Annotated in this window: 16 protein-coding genes; 14 read left to right on the forward strand and 2 right to left on the reverse strand. The window is 43.3% G+C overall.

Going from position 1 to position 25,138, the window contains the following annotated elements; genetic code table 11:
• Positions 1-104: 104 nt before the first annotated feature.
• The 9 genes from MN199_RS05595 to MN199_RS05635 all read left to right on the forward strand — a co-directional run bounded on the left by MN199_RS05595 (position 105) and on the right by MN199_RS05635 (position 16,654).
• Positions 105-2,198 carry a DUF1302 domain-containing protein gene (locus tag MN199_RS05595; protein WP_335738704.1) on the forward strand — a complete coding sequence of 698 codons (2,094 nt, stop codon included), beginning with the start codon at positions 105-107 and terminating at the stop codon, positions 2,196-2,198.
• Between the two features lie 16 nt (positions 2,199-2,214).
• Complete coding sequence (locus MN199_RS05600) at positions 2,215-3,576, forward strand: DUF1329 domain-containing protein (protein ID WP_132583284.1); 1,362 nt, start codon at positions 2,215-2,217, stop codon at positions 3,574-3,576.
• 136 nt (positions 3,577-3,712) lie between these two features.
• Complete coding sequence (locus MN199_RS05605) at positions 3,713-4,690, forward strand: WD40/YVTN/BNR-like repeat-containing protein (protein ID WP_243695582.1); 978 nt, start codon at positions 3,713-3,715, stop codon at positions 4,688-4,690.
• A gap of 1 nt (position 4,691) precedes the next feature.
• Positions 4,692-7,007 carry an efflux RND transporter permease subunit gene (locus MN199_RS05610; RefSeq protein ID WP_335738705.1) on the forward strand — a complete coding sequence of 772 codons (2,316 nt, stop codon included), beginning with the start codon at positions 4,692-4,694 and terminating at the stop codon, positions 7,005-7,007.
• A 228-nt stretch (positions 7,008-7,235) separates the two neighbouring features.
• Positions 7,236-12,074 (forward strand): NAD-glutamate dehydrogenase, encoded by a 4,839-nt coding sequence (locus MN199_RS05615; protein WP_335738706.1) that lies wholly within the window; start codon positions 7,236-7,238, stop codon positions 12,072-12,074.
• A 64-nt stretch (positions 12,075-12,138) separates the two neighbouring features.
• Entirely contained in the window at positions 12,139-13,149 is a 1,011-nt protein-coding gene (gene pyrD / locus MN199_RS05620; protein ID WP_335738707.1) for a quinone-dependent dihydroorotate dehydrogenase, read from the forward strand.
• Between the two features lie 99 nt (positions 13,150-13,248).
• The gene (locus MN199_RS05625) at positions 13,249-13,782 is read left to right on the forward strand and encodes a cell division protein ZapC domain-containing protein (protein ID WP_207903158.1); all 534 of its coding nucleotides are present in this window, start codon (positions 13,249-13,251) and stop codon (positions 13,780-13,782) included.
• A gap of 76 nt (positions 13,783-13,858) precedes the next feature.
• Positions 13,859-15,061 (forward strand): class I SAM-dependent methyltransferase, encoded by a 1,203-nt coding sequence (locus tag MN199_RS05630; RefSeq protein ID WP_335738708.1) that lies wholly within the window; start codon positions 13,859-13,861, stop codon positions 15,059-15,061.
• Between the two features lie 90 nt (positions 15,062-15,151).
• Entirely contained in the window at positions 15,152-16,654 is a 1,503-nt protein-coding gene (locus MN199_RS05635; RefSeq protein ID WP_335738709.1) for an alanine/glycine:cation symporter family protein, read from the forward strand.
• Positions 16,655-16,724: 70 nt separating this feature from the next.
• On the opposite strand, the gene pyk is transcribed toward MN199_RS05635, so the two are convergent.
• Positions 16,725-18,161 (reverse strand): pyruvate kinase, encoded by a 1,437-nt coding sequence (pyk, locus tag MN199_RS05640; protein ID WP_132583298.1) that lies wholly within the window; start codon positions 18,159-18,161, stop codon positions 16,725-16,727.
• Positions 18,162-18,291: 130 nt separating this feature from the next.
• The gene (locus tag MN199_RS05645; RefSeq protein ID WP_132583300.1) at positions 18,292-19,149 is read right to left on the reverse strand and encodes a MurR/RpiR family transcriptional regulator; all 858 of its coding nucleotides are present in this window, start codon (positions 19,147-19,149) and stop codon (positions 18,292-18,294) included.
• Positions 19,150-19,402: 253 nt separating this feature from the next.
• Here MN199_RS05645 and zwf point away from each other — a divergent pair, with 253 nt between their 5' ends.
• Genes zwf through MN199_RS05670 form a run of 5 tightly spaced genes read left to right on the forward strand, consistent with a single transcriptional unit; the run spans position 19,403 to position 25,038 of the window.
• Positions 19,403-20,872, forward strand: a complete 1,470-nt coding sequence (gene zwf, locus MN199_RS05650; RefSeq protein WP_335738710.1) for a glucose-6-phosphate dehydrogenase — start codon at positions 19,403-19,405, stop codon at positions 20,870-20,872.
• A gap of 3 nt (positions 20,873-20,875) precedes the next feature.
• Entirely contained in the window at positions 20,876-21,568 is a 693-nt protein-coding gene (gene pgl, locus MN199_RS05655; RefSeq protein WP_335738711.1) for a 6-phosphogluconolactonase, read from the forward strand.
• A 21-nt stretch (positions 21,569-21,589) separates the two neighbouring features.
• The gene (gene edd / locus MN199_RS05660; RefSeq protein ID WP_132583304.1) at positions 21,590-23,422 is read left to right on the forward strand and encodes a phosphogluconate dehydratase; all 1,833 of its coding nucleotides are present in this window, start codon (positions 21,590-21,592) and stop codon (positions 23,420-23,422) included.
• Positions 23,415-24,389, forward strand: a complete 975-nt coding sequence (glk, locus tag MN199_RS05665; protein WP_335738712.1) for a glucokinase — start codon at positions 23,415-23,417, stop codon at positions 24,387-24,389. The genes edd and glk overlap by 8 nt, the downstream gene beginning before the upstream one ends.
• 1 nt (position 24,390) lies before the next feature.
• The gene (locus tag MN199_RS05670) at positions 24,391-25,038 is read left to right on the forward strand and encodes a bifunctional 4-hydroxy-2-oxoglutarate aldolase/2-dehydro-3-deoxy-phosphogluconate aldolase (RefSeq protein WP_335738713.1); all 648 of its coding nucleotides are present in this window, start codon (positions 24,391-24,393) and stop codon (positions 25,036-25,038) included.
• Positions 25,039-25,138: the final 100 nt, after the last annotated feature.

The following is a 25,138-nucleotide window of genomic DNA, read 5'->3' on the forward strand; positions in this document are numbered from 1 at the left end:
GATGTAATTATTTTGACTAAGTGAGCTGAGCTCCGATCAGTGGGCTTAATATTATAATTAAAAAAACATTTATAAATCCTGCAGGGACAGGGGGGAGAAACAAGATGAATAAAAGGTCAATAACCTTTGCTAAGAAACCCTTAGCTGTGGGTGTTGCTTCTGCGCTGTTTGCCTTGTCATTGGCACCGGTACAAGCTGCATCCTGGAGTTTAGGTGATGTTAACATCACTTTTGACTCTACATTTTCTTACGGTGGTAGCTGGCGTGCAGAAGAGCGTAATTTTGATACGATCAGTAAAGTAAATCATCCACGCTTCGATTGGGATGGTTACAACGCCGCAACCAACAATATTTATTTACCATCACAAATTTGGCAACAACCCGGTGCGTACTCAAGTAATGGCGATGCCGGAAATTTGAATTACGATCGCGGCGATATGTTTAGCAGCCTTGCTAAGGGCTTACACGAACTGTCTATTTCAAAACATAATATCGGCCTATTTACCCGCTTTATGTATTTTTACGATTTCGCCTTAATGGACAACGACGTTGCTTATACCAATCCGGTGTCTGGCCAGCGCGTCGATCCATGTGCCGACAGCGATGCTCGGGCACTAACCTGTCGTGATATACGCCTGCTTGATGCTTATGTATATGGTAATTTTAGTTTTAACGATGGTATGAACCCAGTTACGGTTAAAGTAGGCCAGCAAGTACTAAGCTGGGGTGAAAGTACTTTAATTCAGCATGGTATTAATATTACTCCTATCGACGTAGGCGTAGCCCGTGCGCCAGGTGCTGAGTTAAAAGAAGCCTATATTCCTGTAGGTATGGCAACGTTAAATATTGGTTTAACTGAAAATTTATCTACCGAAATATTTTATCAGTACGAGTGGGTAAATAGCTATCTACCTGTACCTGGTACTTATTTTTCTACTAATGACTTCGCCGGTGAGGGCGGTTACTTACAAAACGTACAGCTTGGTTTTGCCGGTAACCCAGATATTGATCTCGCCCACGTACTACAAAGTTTAAACCAGCTTGGTGCAGGTGTCGCCGGTGGCGTATTAGACCCAAGCGTAGCAGCGCAAGCCTATTTAGCTTATCCAACTAAGGTAACATTGCGGCCGTATGGTAGTGCGGGTGAAATAAAACCGAAAAATGGTGGCCAATACGGTATTAAATTTGACTATTTTGCTACTGATTTAAATGACACAGAGTTTTCAGTGTATTACATGAATTACCATAGCCGAGTGCCGGTAATATCGGGTATTGCGTCAGACTTCTCTCAAATTGGTGCTGATATCGGTCGTTTAGCTGCATTGCAGGCTAGCGGTGGCGTTACTAAAGACAACATTACGCAACTGGCTGCGTTTTCTAAAGCGTTAGTTGAATATCCAGAAGATATTAAATTATATGGTTTTAGTTTTAATACCACCGTCGGCGAAACCTCTGTTGCTGCTGAAATCGCTTATCGTCAAGATGAACCATTACAAATCGATGACGTTGAAATTTTGTATGCAGGTATGCCAGAGCAATTAGCTAATGCGGGGTTACGCCCTGATTTAGCCGGTATTTCACAAATAGGCCGCGATCCAAAATATGGCGCAAAGGTAGCTCCTGGACAAAAGGCGAGTGGTTTTATTCTTAGTGATACCTTGCAAGCACAGATGACATTTACCCATTTATTTGGCCCTACACTGGGCTCGGATAACTTAACCATGCTAGCTGAGGTTGGTGGTATTCGTATTCAAGATATGCCTGATCAAAGTGTCTTGCGTTTAAATGGTCCGAACACCGACCGCAGTGGCGCACCTTTATTAGGGCTAACTAACGGAGAGCTGGTAAATAAAGATGGTTTGCTAACCGGTTTATCTAATGGTGGCGAAACTAATCCATTTCCAACTGCATCAGCTTGGGGCTATCGTTTACTGGCTAAAGCCGATTACAACAACGTATTTGCTGGTGTTAACTTATCGCAGCGCGTTGTGTTTTCGCATGATGTTAATGGTATAACACCAGATCCACTGTTTATGTTTGTTGAAGACCGTAAGTCATTAGCTTATGCGGTAAGCTTCGATTATTTAAGTAAGTGGTCAGGTGAGGTGTCATACAACGTTTTCTGGGGCGGTCAGGGTACAACGAATAACGTTGCAGACCGTGACTTTATCTCTTTCAATATTAAATACTCTATTTAAGGGACGAGCACTAACTATGAATAAACTCACCCTAATTTCGTCAGCAATAGCACTAGTATTAAGCTGTTCAGTATCGGCTAAAATTACATCAGAGCAGGCAGCACGACTAGGTAACGATTTAACACCGCTTGGCGCTGAAAAGGCGGCTAGCGCAGATGGTTCTATTCCTGCTTGGAATGGTGGCATTACTGCAGCACCCGCTGGATACACAGTTGGCATGCATCATCCTGATCCATTTTCAGATGATAAGGTGTTGATAACCATAGATAAATCAAACTTAGACCAGTATAAAAACTTACTAAGTCCAGGTCAGATTAAACTATTTGAAATTTACCCTGATAGTTACAAAATGAATATCTACCAATCGCGTCGTACGGCGTCATTTCCCCAATACGTATACGATGCTACTAAAGACATTGCGACTAAAGCAGAGTTAATAGAAGGCGGTAACGGTATTATAAATGCTGCGATTGGCATTCCGTTTCCAATGCCTGCAACCGGTTTAGAAGCCGTATGGAACCATTTATTGCGCTATCGCGGTGTTGCTGCAAGTCGCAATGGTGGCCAAGCCGCACCAACAGCTACGGGTTCGTACACTATTATTGGTTTTGATGAACAAATTATATTTAAGTACTCAGATCCTAAAGCGACACCTGAAGCGTTAACTCAAGAAAATATATTATTCCGCTTTAAGCAAAGTGTTACTTCACCAGCGCGTTTGGCAGGTACGGCGTTATTGGTACATGAAACCATGGACCAAGTAAAAACACCGCGTCAAGCATGGACTTATAATACGGGGCAACGTCGTGTGCGCCGCGCACCTAACGTAGCTTATGATGCACCAGGTACCGCATCGGATGGCCTGCGTACTACTGATGACTTTGATATGTTTAACGGTTCACCAGATCGTTATAACTGGACATTAGTTGGTAAGCAGGAGCTGTATATTCCGTATAACAGCTATAAGTTACATAGTGATAAAGTAAAATATGCGGATTTATTGCTACCAGGTCATATTAATCCTGAATATGTGCGCTGGGAAAAACATCGCGTTTGGGTTGTTGAAGCTAAACTGAAAGATAATACTCGTCATGTCTACGGTAAGCGGGTGTTTTATATCGATGAAGATAGCTGGCAGATCCATGTTGCCGACCTATACGACAACCGTGATGAATTATACCGTGTTGCGGTAGCGCATGGTCTTAACTACTACGAAGTGCCAACGCATTGGAGTACGTTAGAGGTTTATCATGATCTTAACTCGCGTCGCTATATCGCCATTGGTTTAGATAACGAAGATAAAATGTACGATTTCTCTGTTAAATTAACTGATGCTGATTTCACTCCTGCGGCGCTGCGTCGTGAAGGTACAAGATAAGCAGTTAGTGTTATAACCACGGTTGGCCAAGTGCCAACCGTTTTTATTTTTAATCTTTTATAGAGTAAAAAACTTTAGTATGCGTAAAAAAAATATCTGTCTAACAGCCTTGTTTGCTGTGTTTTGTGCAGCTGCAATGGCGGCTGAGCCGGCTGATAATCAACCGCAGCAAGCTGACATAGCAAGGCTTGCTGAAAAAGTATTGCTTACCGATATTATTGATGTTAATCAGCAAAGTTTGGTTGCAGTGGGTGAGCGTGGGCATATATTAATCAGTAATGATGGCCAAAACTGGTTACAAGCCGTTGTTCCGGTGCAGGCTAATTTGAATAGCGTGTTCTTTGTCAACAAACTGCAAGGCTGGGCGGTAGGGCATGATGCCAGTATTTTAGTGACCACTGACGGCGGCGCAAACTGGCAATTACAACATTATGCACCAAGTACAGATAAACCTTTGTTTGATGTGTATTTTGCTGATAAAGACCGAGGCATAGCAGTGGGAGCCTATGGTTTATTTTACCGTACTGAAGATGGCGGTAATACGTGGCAAACCGAGTTTCATCCGGAGCTACTTGCTGAAGAAGAGCAAGAATACTTAGAAGAGTTAGCAGAGACTGATCCTGATATGTATGAAGTAGAACGGGGCGCTATTTTACCGCATTTTAATCGGTTATATGCTGACGGCAATGTGCTTTATATGGTTGGTGAGGCAGGTTTTGTTGCAAAAAGTATTGACAATGGCCTTAATTGGAACCGGCTTGAAGCATTTTATAATGGTTCGTTATTCGATATTACTCGCACTGCACAAATGACTTTAATTACCGTCGGTTTACGTGGTAATGCCTTTATTAGCAATGATCAAGGACAAAGCTGGGCAGCGCTTATCTTAAACAAGCAGGCGACGTTAAACAGTGCGTTTTCTGACGATAAAGGCCGCTTATATTTAGTAGGTAATGCCGGTACATTATTAATGAGTACCGATAATGGCGTATCGTTTAAAGACTTTTCGCTAGCAGATGGCAAAGCTATCGTTAATGGTTTGCTCTGGCGCGATCAGCTGTTATTAACAACAGAAGTAGGCATTAAGACGATTAATTTGAGTGAATTAAAATAAAATGAGTTTAAATCGATTAGTTAATAAATTTGAATATGCGCTATTTCGTCATCGCGCGGTCGTTATCTTTGCTTTTGTATTGGCAACGTTATTTTTATTATTTAAAGCCACGACGATCAAGCTTGATGCCGCATTTACAAAAAATATACCGTTAAAACATGAATATATGCAAACCTATCTGCGCCATGCGCAAGACTTTGGTGGTGCTAATAATATTCTTATCTCGTTGTGTGACAATAGCGGCGATATTTTTAATGCCAACTTTTTTGATACCTTACGTAAAGCCCATGATGAATTATTATATACGCCGGGTGTTGACCGCGTTTTAGTTAAATCGCTATTTAGCCCCAGCACACGCTTTGTCGAAGTAGTTGAAGATGGCTTTGCCGGTGGCCCGGTTATTCCTGCTGATTTCGTCGCTAACAAAGCAGGGCTAGCCAAAGTAAAAGAGAATACCGAAAAAGCCGGTATCGTCGGTCGGATGGTGGCCGATGATTACAGTTGCGCCATGATTTCTGCCCAATTATTTGAAGTGGACCCTGACACTGGAAAGCAATTAGATACCATAGGTTTTGCCAATACGTTAGAACATAACATTCGTAATAAGTATCAATCAGATAGCATTAGTGTACATATCATCGGTTTTGCCAAAATGGTTGGCGACGTTGCGAATGGTGCTAAAGGTGTGTTGCTGTTTTTCGCCATTGCGATTGCTGTTACCTCTATTATGGTGTTTTTCTTCTGCCGTTCGATAATGCTAACGGTGTTACCTATTGCTTGTTCGTTAATTGCCGTGATTTGGCAGATGGGATTATTGTCTGTAATGGGCTTTGGTATCGACCCCATGTCTATTTTAGTGCCGTTTCTGGTATTTGCTATTGGTGTAAGCCATGGTGTGCAAATGATTAATTCTACCGGCAAGCGTGTTGCAGCGGGTATGAATGCAAAAACTGCAGCGCAAGCCAGTTTTAGAAAGCTACTGGTGCCAGGCGGTGTTGCGCTGTTATCAGACACCGTCGGATTTTTAACGTTGCTAATTATTGAAATTGGCGTGATCCGTGAACTTGCTATTACCGCTAGCTTAGGTGTGGCAGTAATTATTCTGACTAACTTAGTTTTACTTCCGGTATTAATGTCGTTTGTGAAATTTAGCCAACGTTATAAAGAGTATGCGGCAGCGCCAACGCCCAAGACCGATAAAATTTGGTTTGCCTTGTCAGCGTTTGCCACGCGTAAATACGCTGCGGTTATTTTAATTATTACTGCTGCATTATTTGCCTTTGGTTATATGCAAAGCCAACAATTAAAAATTGGTGATTTACATAAAGGTGCTCCAGCGCTACATGAAGACTCGCGTTATAACCAAGATACCGATCTTATTACTAAACGTTATGCTATTTCAGTAGACTATTTAAATGTGATGGTAGAAACCATCCCTAGTGCCTGTACCGAACATAGTATTATGGCAAAAATTGACCGCTTTCAATGGTTAATGGAAAACATTGAAGGTGTGCAATCTACTGTATCACTGGCGTCGGTTTCCAAATCGATTAACGCCGCCTTTAACGAAGGTAACGTAAAGTGGCGGGTGCTACCGCGTAATACGCAAAGTTTAGTACAGGCATCGTCACGCGTTGAAACCAGCACCGGTTTGTTAAATGCGGACTGCTCGGTAATGCCGGTTATTCTGTTTTTGCACGATCACAAAGCTGAAACTATGGAGCGAGTGGTATTTGCTGCCAAAAAATATGCGCAAGAGCTTAACGATGAACAAACGCATTTTATGCTAGCTTCAGGCCCCGCCGGCGTTATGGCGGCAACCAATGAAGCGGTAGCGGAAGCGCAACAACCCATGATGTGGTATGTGTATGGCGCGGTTATTTTGCTTTGCCTACTTAGCTTTCGCTCACTGCGGGCAACAATATCGGTGATAGTGCCATTATATGTGGTGTCGGTATTGGCAACAGCATTAATGACTTGGCTACAAATTGGCCTTACGGTATCAACCTTGCCGGTTATTGCGCTAGGGGTGGGGATCGGCGTCGATTATGGTATTTATATTTTATCAAATATGACGCCGATGCTGCGTGATGGTGTGCCACTGCGCCAAGCCTATTATGAAGCGTTAAAAGAGCGCGGTAGTGCGGTATTGTTTACGGGTATCACCTTAGCAATAGGCGTAAGTACTTGGGTGTTTTCAGCATTAAAATTCCAAGTTGATATGGGTATTTTATTAACCTTTATGTTTGTGGTTAATATGCTCGGTGCTATTGTCGTATTACCTGCTCTAGCCGCTTTTTTATGGCGCAAAAAATAATTAATTTTACTGCATGAATAAACACGAAAATGGCCGAAAGGCCATTTTCTATTTACTTGTACTGAATAACTTCGCAATAACCCTAAATATCACTGGTTTAACCAGAACAAAACCACCAAATAGTACTCGAAAAGCGCTACAATAGTGACTACACTGCGCACCGGACACGCTCTGGTTTGTTCGGTAGCGCCTGCTGTTAAATGCAGTGACTGCAAAAAGGATACAAAAATGGCATTGAAAGACGGTCAACCCTCTGTATTACTACAAAATGTTAATAAATTAATCAAACAAAAAGTAAAAGATCAGGTTGGCCTGGTCGAGAAATTTGCTTATACGCTGTACGGTAATATGTCTGATGAAGACTTAGATGGCCGTAATGACAGTGACCTATATGGTGCAGCGCTTAGCTTGTGGCAAACATTTAATGGCCATGCTGAAGCTACAGTAAAAATTCGGGTATTCAATCCGGAATTAGCAAAATTTGGCTGGGAATCTAAACATACTATCGTTGAGATGGTGGTGCCTGATATGCCATTTTTGGTTGATTCTGTGCGGATGGCACTAAGTCGTCACAGTATTACGGCGCATTTGCTATTGCATTATCCATTGCAAACCGAACGCGACAACCAGCAACAAATTACTGATTTCTTTAAGCTTGGCAGCAAAGCGAAAGCGAGCACGGAACAAACCGTATTTCATATTGAAATTGACCGCATGACTGATACTGCGGCAATACAGCAGTTAACCGATGAACTGCACTCAGTAATGAAAGACGTGTCACTTGCCGTGCAAGATTGGCAGCCTGTGAGTGATAAACTGCAGCAAGTCATTAGCAACTTGCCTAAGCAAGCGAATAAATGCTCTGCAGAAGATATTACCCAAACCACTGAATTTTTAAACTGGTTAGCTAAAGATAACTTCACCTTGTTAGGCTATCGCGAATATTCAATTACACCGGTAGAAGGTGATTACAAAATTAGCGGTATTGACGCTAGCTCATTGGGTTTAATGCGCCGCTCTGCGTCACGTGATCTGATGTTGTCTGAGCTACCAGAGATTGGCCGTAAGCAGGCATTAAGTAATGCGTTATTAGTATTAACTAAGACCAATAACAAATCACGGGTGCACCGTCCGGCTTATATAGATTACATCGGCGTGAAGAAGTTTGATAAAGACGGTAAAGTTGTTGGTGAAGACCGCTTTATTGGTTTGTTCTCATCATCGTTTTATAACAACAGTGCTGCCGATATTCCGTTACTGAAAAACAAACTTGGCACTGTAATGCAGATGTCAGAGTTTTCAGCCGGTACTCACGCTTATAAAGCGTTATTAAATATTTTAGAAACTTATCCACGTGATGAGTTAATCCAAGCTACCGCCGATGAGTTATTGCATGTCGCGATGGGCGTGCTGCAAATGCAGGAGCGTGATATGACGCGCCTGTTTATGCGTAAAGATAGTTTTGGTCGTTTTGTTTCGGCCATGGTGTATGTACCGCGCGAGCGTTACAACACGCAATTGCGTAAACAAACTCAGGCGGTACTACAACGCGCTCTGGGTAGCGATGAGTCGGTAGAGTTTACTACTTATTTTTCTGAATCTGTGTTGGCACGTACGCACTACTTAGTACGGATCAACGATAGCCATGTAGAGTATAAAGTGAAAGATATTGAACGTAATCTAATTGAAGCAGCCCGCACTTGGGAAGACAAATTTGAAACCGCATTAATTGGTGCATACGGCGAAGCGCGTGGTCGCGAGCTGATTGCTAAGTATGTTAATGCCTTCCCGCGCAGCTATAAAGAAGAAATGTTACCGAGTGATGCATTAGTTGATATCGGTAAACTTGAAGCGTTAAACGACGATCGCAAGTTAGAAATGTTATTCTACCGTCCGCAAGAAGAAAAAGCCGACAGTAAAGCGGTACGTTTAAACTTATTCCACAAAGATCACCCAATTCATTTATCAGACGTACTGCCAATGTTAGAAAATTTTGGCCTGCGCGTTATTGGTGAAACACCTTATGCAGTGAAATGTGCTGACGGTTCTGTAAGCTGGATCCTAAATTTCACTATGGAATTAAATTGCGCAGTGCCGGCTAACTTTGAAGCGGCCCAGCAATCATTCCAAGAGTCGTTCGCAAAAGTGTGGGGCGGCGATTTAGAAGATGACGGCTTTAACCGTTTAATCCTAAGCGCAGGTTTAAGTGGTCGTGAAGCATCATTACTGCGTGCTTTGGCAAAATATAAGCGCCAAATTGGCGGTACATTTAGCCAATCTTATGTTGAAAGCACTTTCACTCGTTATGCCGAACTGGCTAACTTATTGGTACAACTGTTTAATAGCAAGTTTGACCCAAGCGCTAAAGACGGTGCAGCGGTGTCAGCTAAGTTAGAAGACAAAATAGCGGCGGCACTAGAAAACGTAGCCAACCTTGATGATGACCGTATTATCCGTCGTTATGTCGACATGATTAACGCCATTGTCCGCACTAACTACTTCCAAAAGAGTGCACAGGGTACAGAGAAATCGTATATCTCGTTTAAGATTAAAGCTGATTTAATCCCAGATATGCCAATGCCAGTGCCAATGTTTGAAATTTTTGTTTACTCACCAAGAATTGAAGGTTCGCATTTACGTTTTGGTAAGGTTGCGCGTGGTGGTTTACGTTGGTCAGACCGTCGTGAAGATTTCCGTACCGAAGTTCTGGGCCTAGTTAAAGCGCAAACGGTAAAAAATACCGTTATTGTACCTAGCGGCTCAAAAGGTGGTTTTGTTTGTAAAAAATTACCAACAACCGGTGGTCGTGAAGCCTTTATCAACGAAGGTAAAGAATGTTACCGCACCTTTATTCGTGGTTTGTTAGATGTTACCGACAACATTATTCAAGGTGAAATCGTGCCACCAAAAGACGTTGTACGTCTTGACGTTGACGATCCGTACCTAGTAGTAGCAGCTGACAAAGGTACTGCAACCTTCTCGGATATTTCTAACGGCATTTCTGCAGAATACAATTTCTGGATGGGCGATGCTTTTGCATCAGGTGGCTCAAACGGTTACGACCATAAGAAAATGGGTATTACTGCCCGCGGTGGTTGGGAATCGGTTAAACGCCATTTCCGTGAAGTTGGCATTGACTGCCAAACTACCGACTTTACCTGTGTGGGTATAGGTGACATGGCGGGTGACGTTTTCGGTAACGGTATGTTGTTGTCTAAACACCTATGTTTGCAGGTTGCCTTTAACCATATGCACATCTTTGTTGACCCAAAACCAAACTCAGCCAAAGGCTGGGAAGAGCGTAATCGTCTGTTTAGATTACCAACTTCTACTTGGGATGATTACGATAAGTCATTGATTTCAGAAGGTGGTGGTGTTTTCTCTCGTAGCGCGAAGGCAATTAAGTTGTCGCCGCAAATGCAAGAAATGTTGGCCACGACTAAAACCAGCATGACACCAACCGAACTGATCCGCGAAGCCTTGATGATGAAGGTCGATCTGATTTGGAACGGTGGTATTGGTACCTACTTAAAAGCCAGCACTGAAACACACGCTGAAGTGGGCGACCGTGGTTCAGAAGCTATGCGCGTTAATGGTAAAGATTTAAAAGCGACTATCGTTGGTGAAGGCGGTAACTTAGGCGCAACCCAACGCGGCCGTATTGAATACGCGCTAAACGGTGGTCGTATTAATACCGACTTCGTTGATAACGTAGGTGGCGTAACCTGTTCAGATAACGAAGTAAATATTAAAATTTTACTTAACACTCTAGTTGCATCTGGCGATTTAACATTAAAGCAGCGTAACCAATTGTTATTGGATATGACGCCAGATATAACCGCGATTGTGCTTAGAGACTGTTACAGCCAAACGCAGAGTATCAGTATTTCGTCATTACTGGGTGCTGAGCAGTTAAAAGAATATACCCGCTTTATTCATGAGCTAGAAAAAGACGGTAAGTTAAACCGTGAACTAGAGTTTTTACCATCTGATGATGAATTAGCTGAGCGCGCAGCGAAAGGCCAAGGTTTAACACGCCCTGAGCTAGCGATACTTACTGCTTACGGCAAAATGGTACTTAAAGAACGCTTAGTACTGCCAGAAATTTACGAAAATGCTTACTTTAAACGTCAGCTATTCAGTAATTTTCCGCAATTATTGCAAGATAAGTACGCTGCAGAAATGGAAAATCATCCGTTAAAAGCCGAAATTATTGCTACTAAACTAGCTAATATGATGGTTAACGAAATGGGCCCTAACTTCGCTCAGCGTATGCAAGAAGAAGCGGGTGCGAGCTTAGGTGAAGTAACGTTATGTTATGCTATTGCACGTGATCTGTTTGACTTGCCAACAATGTGGCATAAGTTAGAACAGCTGGATAACATTATTTCAGCCACGTTACAAACTAAGTTTTTACACCAGTTACGCCGCACTATGCGCCGTGTAACACGCTGGTTCTTGCGTCATCGCAATAAGGCATTAGATATTCAACAAACGGTTGATTTCTTTAAGCCAGCGTATCAGCAGTTAAGTAAAGATTTATCTAACTACTTAGCACCAGCCGAAGCAGAGCAACTGCTGCAGAAACAAGCTACGTTAGTAGAGCAGGGTGTACCAGAAGATATTGCGAAATACTTAGCGCAGTTAAGTACCGTATTCTCGGTAATGGATATTGCCCAAGTAGTTGATGCTGAAAAAATGGCATTACCACTGGTTGCGGAAATTTACTTTAAACTAGGTGATAAGCTGGACTTACACTGGTTCTTAGAGCAAATTACTAATCAACCAGTAGCGAATCATTGGCAGGCGTTAGCACGTGCGTCTTATCGTGAAGAGCTAGACTGGCAGCAACGTTCATTATCGGCGGTTGTTGCGCGTAGCTGTGGTAAAACCTGTTCTGCAGATGAAGTTATTTCTACTTGGATCACCGAACATAATGCACTACTTGAACGCTGGCGTTTAATGCTGGCTGAGTTTAAAACTACTAAGAACCATGAATTTGCTAAATTCTCAGTAGCACTGCGTGAATTAATGTTATTAAGTCACCACTGCGACACTGTAAAATAGTAAGTTAACTGGCTACAATACCCCGGCAAGTCCGGGGTATTTTTTTGTTTAAAAAAGGCAGTGTATGTTTTATCCAATAGCACAAAAAGTCATGTTCGCTTGTGACGCAGAGTGGTCACATAACTTTGCTCTAGGTAGTTTAAAACGCTTGGCTCATACGCCTATCGCTGGTTTATGGCGACAAAATTTACCTGTTAAACCGGTTACGGTTGCAGGCATTCGCTTTGATAACCCATTGGGCTTAGCGGCGGGTTTAGATAAAAACGCGGAATGTATTGATGCCTTTGGTCAAATGGGCTTTGGCTTTCTTGAAGTAGGCACGGTGACACCTAAACCGCAGCTGGGTAATGATAAACCTCGGATCTTCCGTTTACCGCAGTCAGAGGCCATTATTAACCGTATGGGGTTTAATAATAAAGGCGTAGATTACTTGGTGCAAAATGTTAAAAACGCCAGTTATAAAGGTGTTTTAGGCATTAATATTGGTAAAAACAAAGACACGCCAAACGAGCAGGGTAAAGACGATTATATTCACTGCATGCGCAAGGTTTATATTCATGCTAGTTATATTACCGTCAATATTTCGTCGCCTAATACACCAGGTCTGCGTGATTTACAGTTCGGTGATGCGTTATTGGATTTGTTAATAAGCGTAAAAAACGAACAACTCGATTTACAAGCAAAGTATGATAAATACGTGCCGGTATTTGTAAAAATAGCGCCGGATATGGATCTTATAGCCGTAAATCAGATTGCTGAAACCCTGCTAAAAAGCAAAATGGATGGTGTTATTGCCACTAATACCACATTAGATCGCAGTTTGGTGCAAGGGCAGCGTTACGCCGATGAAGCGGGTGGCTTAAGTGGCTTACCGGTACAAGCAAAAAGCACAGAAGTGTTGCGTCAGTTGCGCGCCGCAGTAGGTACTGATATGCCCATTATAGGCGTTGGTGGCATTAATGATGCCGCGTCAGCACAAGATAAACTTGCCGCAGGCGCAAATTTGCTGCAGGTGTATACAGGTTTTATTTATCGTGGCCCAGAGCTAATAAAACAGATCGTAACGAGCTTATAAGGATCCGTAGCTGATCTTGGCACGTTAGAACAAAAAAGTCTTTAACGTGCTGAACAACTTAGTGTACTTATATAAGAGATAGAATTAACAGTTTAATAAATGCAGACAGGGAATACCATGCTTAGGCCATCAGAACACTGGTTCTGGACATACTGTGCACAAAAAGACCGCTTATTGCTAGATATTAGTAATGAGGCACAGTATTGCTCGCCATATAGCGCAGCGCAACTAGCATATAAACCACAGCAGCAACCGTTATCGATAGCTGAAGCGCAAGCATTTTGGCACATGGATGATAGCCTGCAGCAGCTAGATATTGCGCCAGCAGTACGCTTAGAGCTTTGTCTTAGCGGCCTGTCAGCGTTTTTTATGCAACAACAGGCGCATAAAAGCTGGTATTTTCAGCAAGGCACAGGCTGCGATGCCAAGCAATTCGATTTAGTCATACTGCGCGGTTTAAGCAACCAATATGCGTTAGTGTTAAATGCTGAAACTGATTGTGTTACCTGTTTATTATTAGGTGATATTAGTACGCTAGCAGGTAAACACTTAGTAAGACTAAATGTAGTTCGGGTGCTGCGTAACCGTATTAGTCGCTTTAAGGTCGATGCCGCTTATCGTTATACCGCGTAGATTTAACTAGGTTTTATTTCTCTTCGCTAAAGATCCGACTAAACTAGCGGCTATTTTATTGTAGTGGAGCAGCGTTATGTCTGCCGTACCCCCATCATCATCTGAGCTTGCAGCTTTTCTGCAATTGTTAAAGACAGCATTATCAACGCAGCAGCTGATAAAGTTAGTACTTAGTAAGTATCAAGGTGACGAGCCAATTAAACAGCTGCAGATTAGGCCAGTAGAACTAAAGCAGCTATGGCAGCTTAGCTTTACCTATAAATACCAAACTAACGATATAACCCGTAATTTTAGCCCTGAAGAGGCGCTGACAGAAATTACCCAGCTACTTGGCAAGCAATATGCTGCAGCAAACCTATTTACTACGGAGGTTGAGGCGCAAGTCTCTATCAGTAAAAAAGGTAAAATATTGTTACAACAAAAAGCCTTGCCGCAGCCTATCAACCAAGTGGTCGCTAGCCATAATCGCGAGAAGCAACGTTACCTCAGTTTAGAGCGGCCGTTTTTAACTGAATTAGGGGTAACGGACGCAGAGCACCAACTCATTCCGGCAATGGCACGCAAGTGGAAGCAAATAAATAAATTTCTTGAGGTTTTTTCTGGCGCAGTAAAAGACTCAGGCCTTAGCCAGCACCAACAATTACATGTGGCCGATTTTGGCTCTGGTAAAGCTTACCTTACCTTCGCTATGCATGATTATTTAACTAATACATTAGCGCTTGAAGCTAAGGTTACTGGTGTAGAGTTAAGACAAAACTTAGTTGAGCTGTGTAATAACACCGCGCTTAAGTTAGGCCTTAACGGCATAGATTTTGAACAGGGTGACGTAAAGCATTTTAAAGCGCGCGGCATTAACGTAATGATTGCGCTACATGCCTGCGATATTGCCACCGATTATGCGATTCATATGGGTATAGCTACCGGCGCCGAAATTATTATGTGCTCACCCTGTTGTCACAAACAAATACGGCCGCAAATGAGCATGCCTAGTGTATTGGCACCTATGTTAGCGCATGGTATTCATTTGGGCCAAGAGGCTGAAATGGTAACTGATAGCCTAAGGGCATTATTACTTGAAGCCTTTGGTTATAGCACTAAGGTATTTGAATTCGTTTCGCTGGAGCACACCAGTAAAAACAAGATGATTTTAGCCATTAAAAATAAACAGAAATACAGCAAAACCGCGATTTTAAAGCAGGTTAATGCGATTAAGAACTTCTATGGTATTAAACAGCATTATTTAGAAAAGCTGCTAAATATTGAAAATGAGTCGGATTAACCGCTGCTGTTGCGTAGATATTCTCGGGTTGATGTGGCAAATTAACACCGCATTAGATAATTAAAATTACAATAATTATAAGGAAGGGAAATGGAAGGCTTTATTAGTGCGCTAAACAGCATTATCTGGAGCCAAGCGCTTATTTACTTGTGTCTTGGTGCTGGCTTGTTTTATTCAATACTCACACGTTTTGCGCAAGTGCGTCACTTCAAAGAAATGTGCAAACTCCTACTTAACAACACCGAATCTGATAAGGGCATTTCGTCGTTTCAGGCATTAGCCGTATCGTTATCGGGTCGAGTGGGTGTCGGTAATATTGCCGGTGTAGCTGCTGCCATTGGTTTTGGTGGGCCAGGTGCTATCTTTTGGATGTGGGTTGTAGCCTTTTTAGGTGCTAGTACAGCTTATGCAGAATCGACTTTAGGTCAAATTTATAAAGTAGAAGAAAACGGCCAATATCGCGGTGGCCCAGCATATTATTTTGAACGCTGTTTAGGCTGGCGTTGGCTAGGTATTGTTTTTGCTATTTCAGCCATTATTGGCTGTGGTATTTTCTTGCCTGGTGTTCAAGCTAATGCTGTAGGTAATGCGGTAACGCAAATTTTTGGTGAAGGCGATATGGTAGTAACCAGCTTCGGCGTGGTCGGCACCCATAAGTTGATAGCCCTAGCTGTTATTTTAATTGTGTTAGCTTTTATTATATTTGGCGGAATTAAACGCATTGCTCATTTCACGCAAATAATTGTGCCGTTTATGGCGCTTGGCTATATCGTGATGGCCTTAATTGTCGTATTTCTTAATATTGAAAAAATACCCGCTGTGTTTGGTCTTATTTTTAGTGATGCCTTTACGGCGCAAGCCGGTTTTGGTGCCGCCATTGGCTGGGGGGTAAAACGGGGTATTTATTCTAATGAAGCAGGTCAGGGTACAGGCCCACATGCGGCAGCGGCTGCAGAAGTAGATCATCCGGCGCAGCAAGGTTTAGTGCAAGCATTCTCGGTATACGTAGACACCTTGTTTGTTTGTACGGCAACGGCGTTAATGATCCTTATTACACAACAATACAACGTGGTAGGTGACTTACCTGCAGGCCAATTTATTGTACAAAACGTGGATGCGGCAACAGAAATTGGTTCTGCCGCCTTTACGCAAATGGCGCTATTAAGTGTGTTTGGTAATTTTGGTCAAATATTTGCTGGTTTGGCGTTATTCTTTTTCGCCTTTACCACTATCTTGGCTTATTACTATATAACTGAAACCAACGTAGCGTATTTAAATCGGGTATTTAATAACAAACTATCGTCTTTGGTATTTAAGTTGCTGTTAATGTTTATGGTTGCTTATGGCACGGTAAATAACGCAGGTTATATTTGGAACATCGGTGATATCGGCGTTGGTATGATGGCTTGGGTAAACGTGATCGGTATTCTGGCAATCTTCTTTATGTATCGGCCAACTATGCGTTGCCTGCGTGATTATGAGCGGCAGAAAAAAGCCGGTGGACCAATTACTTTTGACCCTGTAAGTTTGGGCATTAAAAATGCTACTTTCTGGGAGAAGAAACTAGCAAAGCAACAGACAGAGAAACAGTAATAGTAAGTTGATAGAGCTTAAAACGAAAAACCCGGTGTAAGACCGGGTTTTCTATTTTACGCGAATGAGGTTATTTAACTTGTACTATTTTACAGGTGTTTGATGCGCCTATAGTTTCCATTATGTCACCGTAGGTGATAACCACTAAATCACCAGTCTTTAATTCTGCTTGATGTTTTATGGCGTCAATTGCTGCATCAGCTAGTGACTTACCCGTTATTACCGTGCTGTCAAAAAATACCGGATATACACCGCGGTATAGCGCCATTTTATTTAACGTTTTGGTATGCCGAGATAGCGCATAAATAGGCTGTGGTGACGTAATACGCGACATCAGCTTGCCGGTATAACCTGACTCAGTGAGCGTAATAATGGCTTTAATACCGTCTAAGTGGTTAGCCGCGTACATCGCAGATAACGCAATAGTTTCACTAATTTCGGTGAAAGCGACGTCCATACGATGTTTAGATATTTGCACGCTTGGGTGTTTTTCCGCACCGTCACATACTCGCGCCATAGCTTTAACCGTTTCAGTTGGGTATTTACCTGCTGCGGTTTCTGCCGATAGCATTACCGCATCTGTGCCATCTAATACTGCGTTGGCGACGTCCATCACTTCAGCCCGTGTCGGCATAGGGCTTTCAATCATACTTTCCATCATTTGCGTAGCCGTAATTACCACGCGGTTTAATTGGCGAGAACGGGCAATAATCCGCTTTTGTTGGCCAACTAGCTCCGCATCGCCAATTTCTACGCCCAAATCACCACGTGCCACCATTACGGCATCTGATGTACGAATAATGTCATCTAAGGTTTCATCGTCAGCTACTGCTTCTGCGCGTTCAATTTTCGCCATAATACGTGCTTCTGAACCTGCGGCCTTCGCTAGTTCACGAGCTAAACGAATGTCATCACCGCTACGTGGGAAAGATACCGCTAAATAGTCGACATCAATTTCTGCTGCAGTAAGAATATCACGTTTGTCTTTATCGGTTAGGGCAGGGGCAGTTAAACCACCACCTTGACGGTTAATACCTTTATTATTACTTAGCTTACCGCCAACAGTAACTGTGGTATAAACACGCGAACCTTCAACCTTATCTACCGCAAGCTGAATGCGACCATCATCTAACAGCAGTAAATCGCCAGCTTTCACATCTTGTGGCAATTCTTTATAGTCGATACCTACTTGCTGCTCGTCACCTTCACCTTTGGCAAGCTCAGCATCTAGTACGTAAGCATTACCTTCTTCAAGTATTACCGAGCCATTTTTAAAGGTTGAAACCCGAATTTTGGGCCCCTGTAAATCACCTAATATAGCGACGTGGGCACCAAGCTTTGTCGCCGCAGCTCGAACCATCTGTGCCCGTTCGCGGTGATCATCAGAGCTACCATGCGAGAAGTTTAAACGGAAAACAGATGCACCGGCTTGGATCAGTTTTTCAATAGATATTTGCGTATTGGTTGCTGGGCCAAGGGTGGCGACAATTTTAGTTCTTCTATGCATGATTACTTCCTGCTAGTTACAAAGAGGGCGGTGTTGAATGACGTTAGTGTAATGTAATTTAATTACAGAATATAGCTTAAGACTGAAGAAAACGACCAACGCCGCAGTTGCTATGACCACTGTCCTTGGTTTAGTTGTTAAAATCTTTTCTATCAAAACGCGACCCACGAAGGCTGTCTTTTACCTTTTTCAAATTTTCTCTAAATTTGCTGCCGCGCCGCAGTGTGAAACCGGTAGCTAAGATATCTATTAACACTAACTGAGCAACGCGTGACGCCATAGGCATATACATATCAGTGTCTTCAGGTACATCTAACGATAATACCAAGGTACACTCTTTTGCTAGCGGGCTATCGTATGACGTAATGCCAATGACGGTAGCATCATTTTCACGAGCTATAGTTGCGATATCACATAGGTTTTTGGTTCTGCCGGTATGGCTAATGCACACGACTACATCACCCTCTGTACTATTAATGGCGCTCATGCGTTGCATCACAATGTCGTCGAAACAAACAACAGGCACATTAAAGCGAAAAAACTTGTTTTGCGCGTCGTGCGCTACCGAAGCAGAAGCACCTAAACCAAAAAATGAAATCTTTTTGGCTTGGGTAAGTACGTCTACCGCACGATTAATAGTGTTAATATCTACCCGTTGTCTAGCGGTGTCTAACGCTGCCATTGTCGATTCAAATATTTTAGCCGTATAGGCTTCAGGACCGTCGTCTTCTTCAACATGACGGTTAACATAGGGCGTGCCGTTGGCTAAGCTTTGCGCTAGATGTAGTTTAAAATCAGGAAAGCCTTTAGTATCAAGCCTGCGGCAAAACCGGTTAACGGTAGGCTCACTTACGTTAGCCATTTTTGCTAATGTGGCTATGCTAGAGTGTATGCTAACTTGCGGGTTAGCCAGAATAACGTCAGCAACTTTGCGTTCTGATTTACTAAAGTTAGTTACATTATTGACGATTTTTTCTAGCACATTCATCCGGTGATCCCTAGCTTATAATTAGGCTGATACAATTTGTTCTGTAGTATGTTGTCTTTCTTCACGTCAACAGAAAAGTATTAAAGTTACTACAAAATAACAGATCCGTTGCTAAGGCTGCCTTATTATATAAGAATAGTCAAAACATTACGCAATTCGTAATTTAATTACGTTATATTTGGTTTACAAGCTTAATCCGCTGCGTTAGCATCGGTTAAGTGTTGTAAAATTACATATATTTTAAGGGTTAGATATGGCAGCAACTGCGCAAAACTCTGCATGCGATTTAATTTTATTTGGTACCAAAGGTGATTTAGCGCGGCGGAAGCTATTACCCGCTATGTACCAATTAGAAAAAGCCAATTTGTTTTGTGTCGACTCTCGCATTATTGGTGTGGCGCGAGATGAGCTATCGACCGAAGAGTATACTGAGCTGGTATTAACCAATCTAAATAAGTTTCTTAAAGAACCTCTAGATAACGAGGTATGGCAGCGGTTACAGAAAAAACTCACTTACGTGCAGTTAGATCTCACTAACGAGCAAGATTACCAAAAGCTTGCCGATGTTACTAACTGCAATAAGCGCGTACCTGTAAGCTATTTTGCTACGCCACCGTCATTATTTGGCGCTATATGTAAAGGGCTTGCGTCTGCTGGTTTAGCTACAGGACCGGCGCGGGTGGTATTAGAAAAACCAATTGGTCATGACTTAGCTTCATCAAAGATAATTAACGATCAGGTTGCTGAGTTTTATGATGAGAGCCAGATCTACCGTATTGACCACTATCTAGGTAAAGAAACCGTACTCAACTTGTTGGCGCTGCGTTTTGCTAACGCTATTTTTGCTAGTAATTGGGATCATAACTCTATTGATCACGTGCAAATTACCGTTGCCGAAGAAGTTGGCGTAGAAGGCCGCTGGAGCTATTACGACGATGCCGGTCAAATGCGCGACATGGTACAAAATCATCTATTACAAGTGCTTACCCTAATTGCCATGGAGCCTCCTGCACGGTTAGATGCAGATAGTATTCGTGATGAAAAGCTTAAAGTGCTCAAAGCACTACGTAAAATAGATCTCAGCAACATTCAAGAAAAAACCGTGCGAGGCCAATATGCCAGCGGTTTTGTTGCTGGTAAAGCTGCACCGGGTTATTTAGAAGAGGACGGCGCAAGACTAAATAGTAGAACTGAAACTTTTGTCGCCATAAAAGTAGATATTGATAACTGGCGTTGGGCTGGTGTGCCATTTTACTTGCGCACGGGTAAGCGAATGGCATCTAAGTTAAGCGAAGTTGTTATTAGTTTTAAGCCGCAACCACATAATATTTTCCACGCTACCTACAGCCATTTACCTGCTAATAAGCTCATTATTCGTTTACAACCGGATGAAGGCGTTGAAATCCAAGTATTAAACAAGATACCAGGCTTAGGTGAAACCATGCGCCTGCAGGAAAGCAAACTGGATTTAAGCTTTGACGAAACCTTTAAATCACAGCGTATTGCTGATGCTTACGAGCGTTTATTACTGGAGGCTATGTTAGGTAATCAATATTTGTTTGTGCGACGCGATGAAGTAGAACATGCCTGGCGCTGGATTGACGGTATTTTAGATGCGTGGAAGATAAATAATGAACCACCAAAGTCATATCAAGCAGGAAGCTGGGGCCCGGTTGCGGCTATATCGTTACTAGCTCGTGATGATCGTAATTGGGAGGAATAAATTATGATGCAGTTACACAAATTTAATGACACTACAGCACTGAATGCCGATTTTTCCGATAGGTTGGTAACTATTTTACAGCAGGCCATTACGCAACGCGGCGCGGCGTATTTAGTAGTTTCCGGTGGTAAAACACCACAAGCCTTATTTACTGCACTCAGTCAGGTTAATTTAGCCTGGGATAAAGTTACGGTATTGTTGGCAGATGACCGTTGGTTAGATGATAGCCAAACTGACTCAAACGAGCGGTTAGTTAAAGCTACTTTATTACAAAACAAAGCCAGCGCGGCCCGTTTTATTAGCCTATATGCCAATACGCCATCAGCCTTTACGGGGGCTGCAGAAGTACTGCCGCGCATTAGCGCTTTACCCACTTTTGATGCAGTCATTCTGGGTATGGGCGAAGATGGCCATACTGCCTCTTTATTCCCATGTAGTGCACAAATAACGGCAGGTTTAGCTGAGGGGGCACCTGCTGTATTAGCAGTAGAACCGACTACCGCACCTTACCAACGTATGTCGCTTAGCCTGCCACGATTATTAGATAGTCGGCATATATTTTTGCATTTAGTTGGCAGTAATAAATTGGCGGTACTTAATAAAGCGATGGCAGAGCAAGACGTATTAGCTATGCCAATACGAGCATTCTTACAACATCCGCTAGCGCAAGTTACGGTAATGTATAGCGACACCTAGGGAGTAAATGGAAAAATGGTTATGTTACCTGAGATCCAGCAAGTGACCGACAGTATTATTGCCCGTAGCCAAAAAAGCCGCGAAATTTATCTGCAACGTATACAGGCGGCTAGGTTAAAAGGACCGCATCGAGGCGTATTAAGTTGCGGTAATTTAGCCCACGGTTTTGCCGCGTGTAATTCGCAAGATAAAGGCGATTTACGCAGTTTAACCAAAGCAAATATTGGCATTATTTCGTCGTACAACGACATGCTGTCGGCACATCAACCTTATGAACACTATCCTGCATTATTAAAGCAAGCGGTATCTGAGGTGGGAAGTGTCGCGCAGTTTGCCGGTGGTGTGCCAGCAATGTGTGATGGAATTACTCAGGGCCAGCCCGGTATGGAATTAAGCCTGCTTAGCCGTGACATCATTGCTATGTCAGCAGCGATTGGCTTGTCGCACAATATGTTTGATGGCGGTTTAATGCTGGGTATTTGTGACAAAATCGTGCCAGGCTTGTTTATGGCAGCAATGAGTTTTGGTCACTTACCCTTTGTGTTTGTGCCTGCGGGGCCAATGCCGTCCGGTATTCCTAATAAAGAAAAGGCTCGCGTACGGCAGTTATTTGCAGAAGGAAAAGTAGGCAAAGAGCAGTTACTTGAAGCTGAATCGGCATCTTATCATGCTGCAGGCACTTGCACCTTCTATGGCACAGCCAATTCGAATCAGTTGGTTATTGAAATTATGGGGCTGCATTTACCCGGTTCGTCCTTTGTTAATCCCAGCACTTTGCTTCGTGATGAGCTAACTAAAGCTGCGGCCCGCCAAGTAACACGTTTAACAGATTTAGGCCCAGATTATCTGCCAATCGGCCAGATGATTGACGCTAAATCTATTGTTAATGGCATTGTTGGCTTATTGGCTACCGGTGGTTCAACTAACCATACTATGCATTTAATTGCGATGGCGCGTTCTGCGGGCTTTATCGTTAATTGGGACGATTTCGCCAAACTGTCTGCGGCTACGCCGTTATTAACGCGTATTTACCCGAACGGACAGGCCGATATTAACCACTTTCAACATGCCGGTGGTATGGCACTGCTTATTCGTGAGCTACTTGATGCCGGTTTATTACACGAAGACGTACAAACTATTGCCGGTAAGGGCTTGCGCCGCTATACCCAGCAACCGGTTATACAAGACGGTAAATTACAATGGATAGAGGCACCGGCCCAGTCGTTAGACTTTGATGTACTGACCTGCGTAAGTAAACCGTTTAAAAGCCATGGTGGCCTTGAAGTGTTATCGGGTAATGTCGGGCGCGGTGTTATTAAAACTTCAGCGCTACGCGAAGGTACCGAAGTGGTAACGGCGCCAGCAGTAGTATTTTCTAGCCAGCATGAGCTCGACGCCGCGTTTCAGGCCGGTGATTTAAATAAAGACTGTATTGTTGTAGTGCGCTTTCAAGGGCCTAAAGCCTGTGGTATGCCAGAGCTGCACAAACTTACGCCGCCACTTGGCGTGTTACAAGACCGTGGTTTTAAAGTTGCTTTAGTCACTGACGGTCGTATGTCTGGAGCATCAGGTAAGGTACCAGCCGCTATTCACGTAACGCCAGAAGCACTGGATGGTGGCAATATTGCACGCATTCAAACCGGCGATATGATGACGGTAGATGGTTTAACCGGCCGCTTAGAGCTACTCATTTCGGACGCAGATCTCGCTGCGCGCGAAGCGGTAACGCTTAGCATGCAAGATAATCTTCATGGTATGGGCCGAGAAATGTTTGGCGCATTGCGTAGCCAACTTACCGGCGCGGAGCAAGGCGCATGCAGTTTATTCGGCACCGAGGAGCACCTGCATGGCTAACTTGCCAACTTATGCCATTGTGGCTGATATTGGTGGTACCAATGCCCGTTTTAGCCGCGTTGATCTGACAACCTTAGCGCTAGATAAGGTGGCGGTGTATGCCTGTGCCGATTTTGCCAGCCTAGCCGCTGCACTTATACATTATCAAACAGAACAACAGTTGATGCTAATAAAGCATGTCGCTATTGCCATTGCTTGTCCGGTTAACGGCGACCAAATTAGCATGACAAATTTTCATTGGCAGTTTTCAGTAAATGCCATGCAGCGGCAACTAGGCTTAGAAGCACTGCAGGTTATTAACGATTTTACTGCCGTCGCTATGTGCCTGCCCGCATTAAATGCCGAACAGAAGGTGCAAGTGGGTGCGGGAGAAATACAACAGGGTAAACCTATGTTAGTGCTGGGTGCCGGTACCGGGCTTGGTGTTGCCTATCTATTAAAGATTGACGACACCTTTATTCCATTACCAAGCGAAGGTGGGCATACCGAATTTGCGGTGCAAACTGAGCAAGAATGGTTTATTAAGCAACAATTAGCCAAAGAATACGGCCACGTATCAGCCGAGCGAATATTATCTGGCCCTGGGCTGGAAGCAATATTTAACGCCTTGGCACGCTATCGAGGGCAAGACGTAGCACCGACAAGTGCCGCACAAATTGCCGCACAGGCACTGACGGGGAAGTCTGAATTGGCCAAAGACAGTGTTAACCAATTTTTTGCCAGTTTAGGCAGTGTGGCTGGCGATCTGGCATTAACCTTAAGTACCTTTGGCGGCGTTTATATCGCCGGTGGTATTACGCCCAAACTGTTACCACTGATGGCTGATAGTGAATTTAGATCTCGTTTTGAAACAAAAGGTCGGTTAAGTGCATTTAATCGCCAGATCGCAACCTATGTTGTTACTGCTGCTCAGCCCGGTTTAGTAGGCGCGGCAGTGTATTTAAAACAATTTTTGGCGAGTAATTAATATGGCATTTAAAAATTGGCAGTTACAACCCGAAACCTTATTTAACCAAGGGCCTGTAGTGCCAGTTATTGTGGTTAAAGATCTCGCCGACGCTGTACCTATGGCCAAAGCGCTAGTGGCCGGTGGCATAAAAGTATTAGAAGTAACACTGCGCACACCTATTGCGCTGGATGCGATCCGTTTACTCGCAAAAGAAGTACCTGACGCCATTGTTGGTGCCGGTACTATAACTACGCCAGAACAGTTGCAACAATGCATTGCCGCTGGAGCGAAGTTTGCAATAAGCCCTGGCCTTACACGTGAATTACTGCAAGCGGGGAAAGACGCCAGTATTCCGCTTATTCCAGGCATTGCCAGTATTTCTGAGTTAATGGAAGGGGTGAGCTTGGGTTATAGCCACTTTAAATTTTTTCCGGCAGAAGCCGCTGGTGGCGTAAAAACACTAAAATCGATTTATGGTCCATTTGCTGACGTATGCTTTTGCCCAACGGGTGGCATTAACGACAGTAATTTTATGGATTACTTAGCGTTACCCAACGTAAAATGTGTTGGTGGCTCTTGGATCGTACCTGACGACGCCATAATACAAAAAGATTGGCAACGCATTACCGAGCTTTGCCAAGCCGCAGTAATTAAAAGCCGCGCCTAACCTGTTGCAGCCTAATAACCATTAACGCCTAGTTTTAACTAGGCGTTTGTTTTGAGTTTACGTTCAAATAAGCGTATAGTAGCGCACTTTTTGCCCTTGG

Origin of the sequence: Rheinheimera metallidurans (assembly GCF_036983985.1) — a bacterium.
Taxonomy (GTDB): domain Bacteria; phylum Pseudomonadota; class Gammaproteobacteria; order Enterobacterales; family Alteromonadaceae; genus Alishewanella; species Alishewanella metallidurans.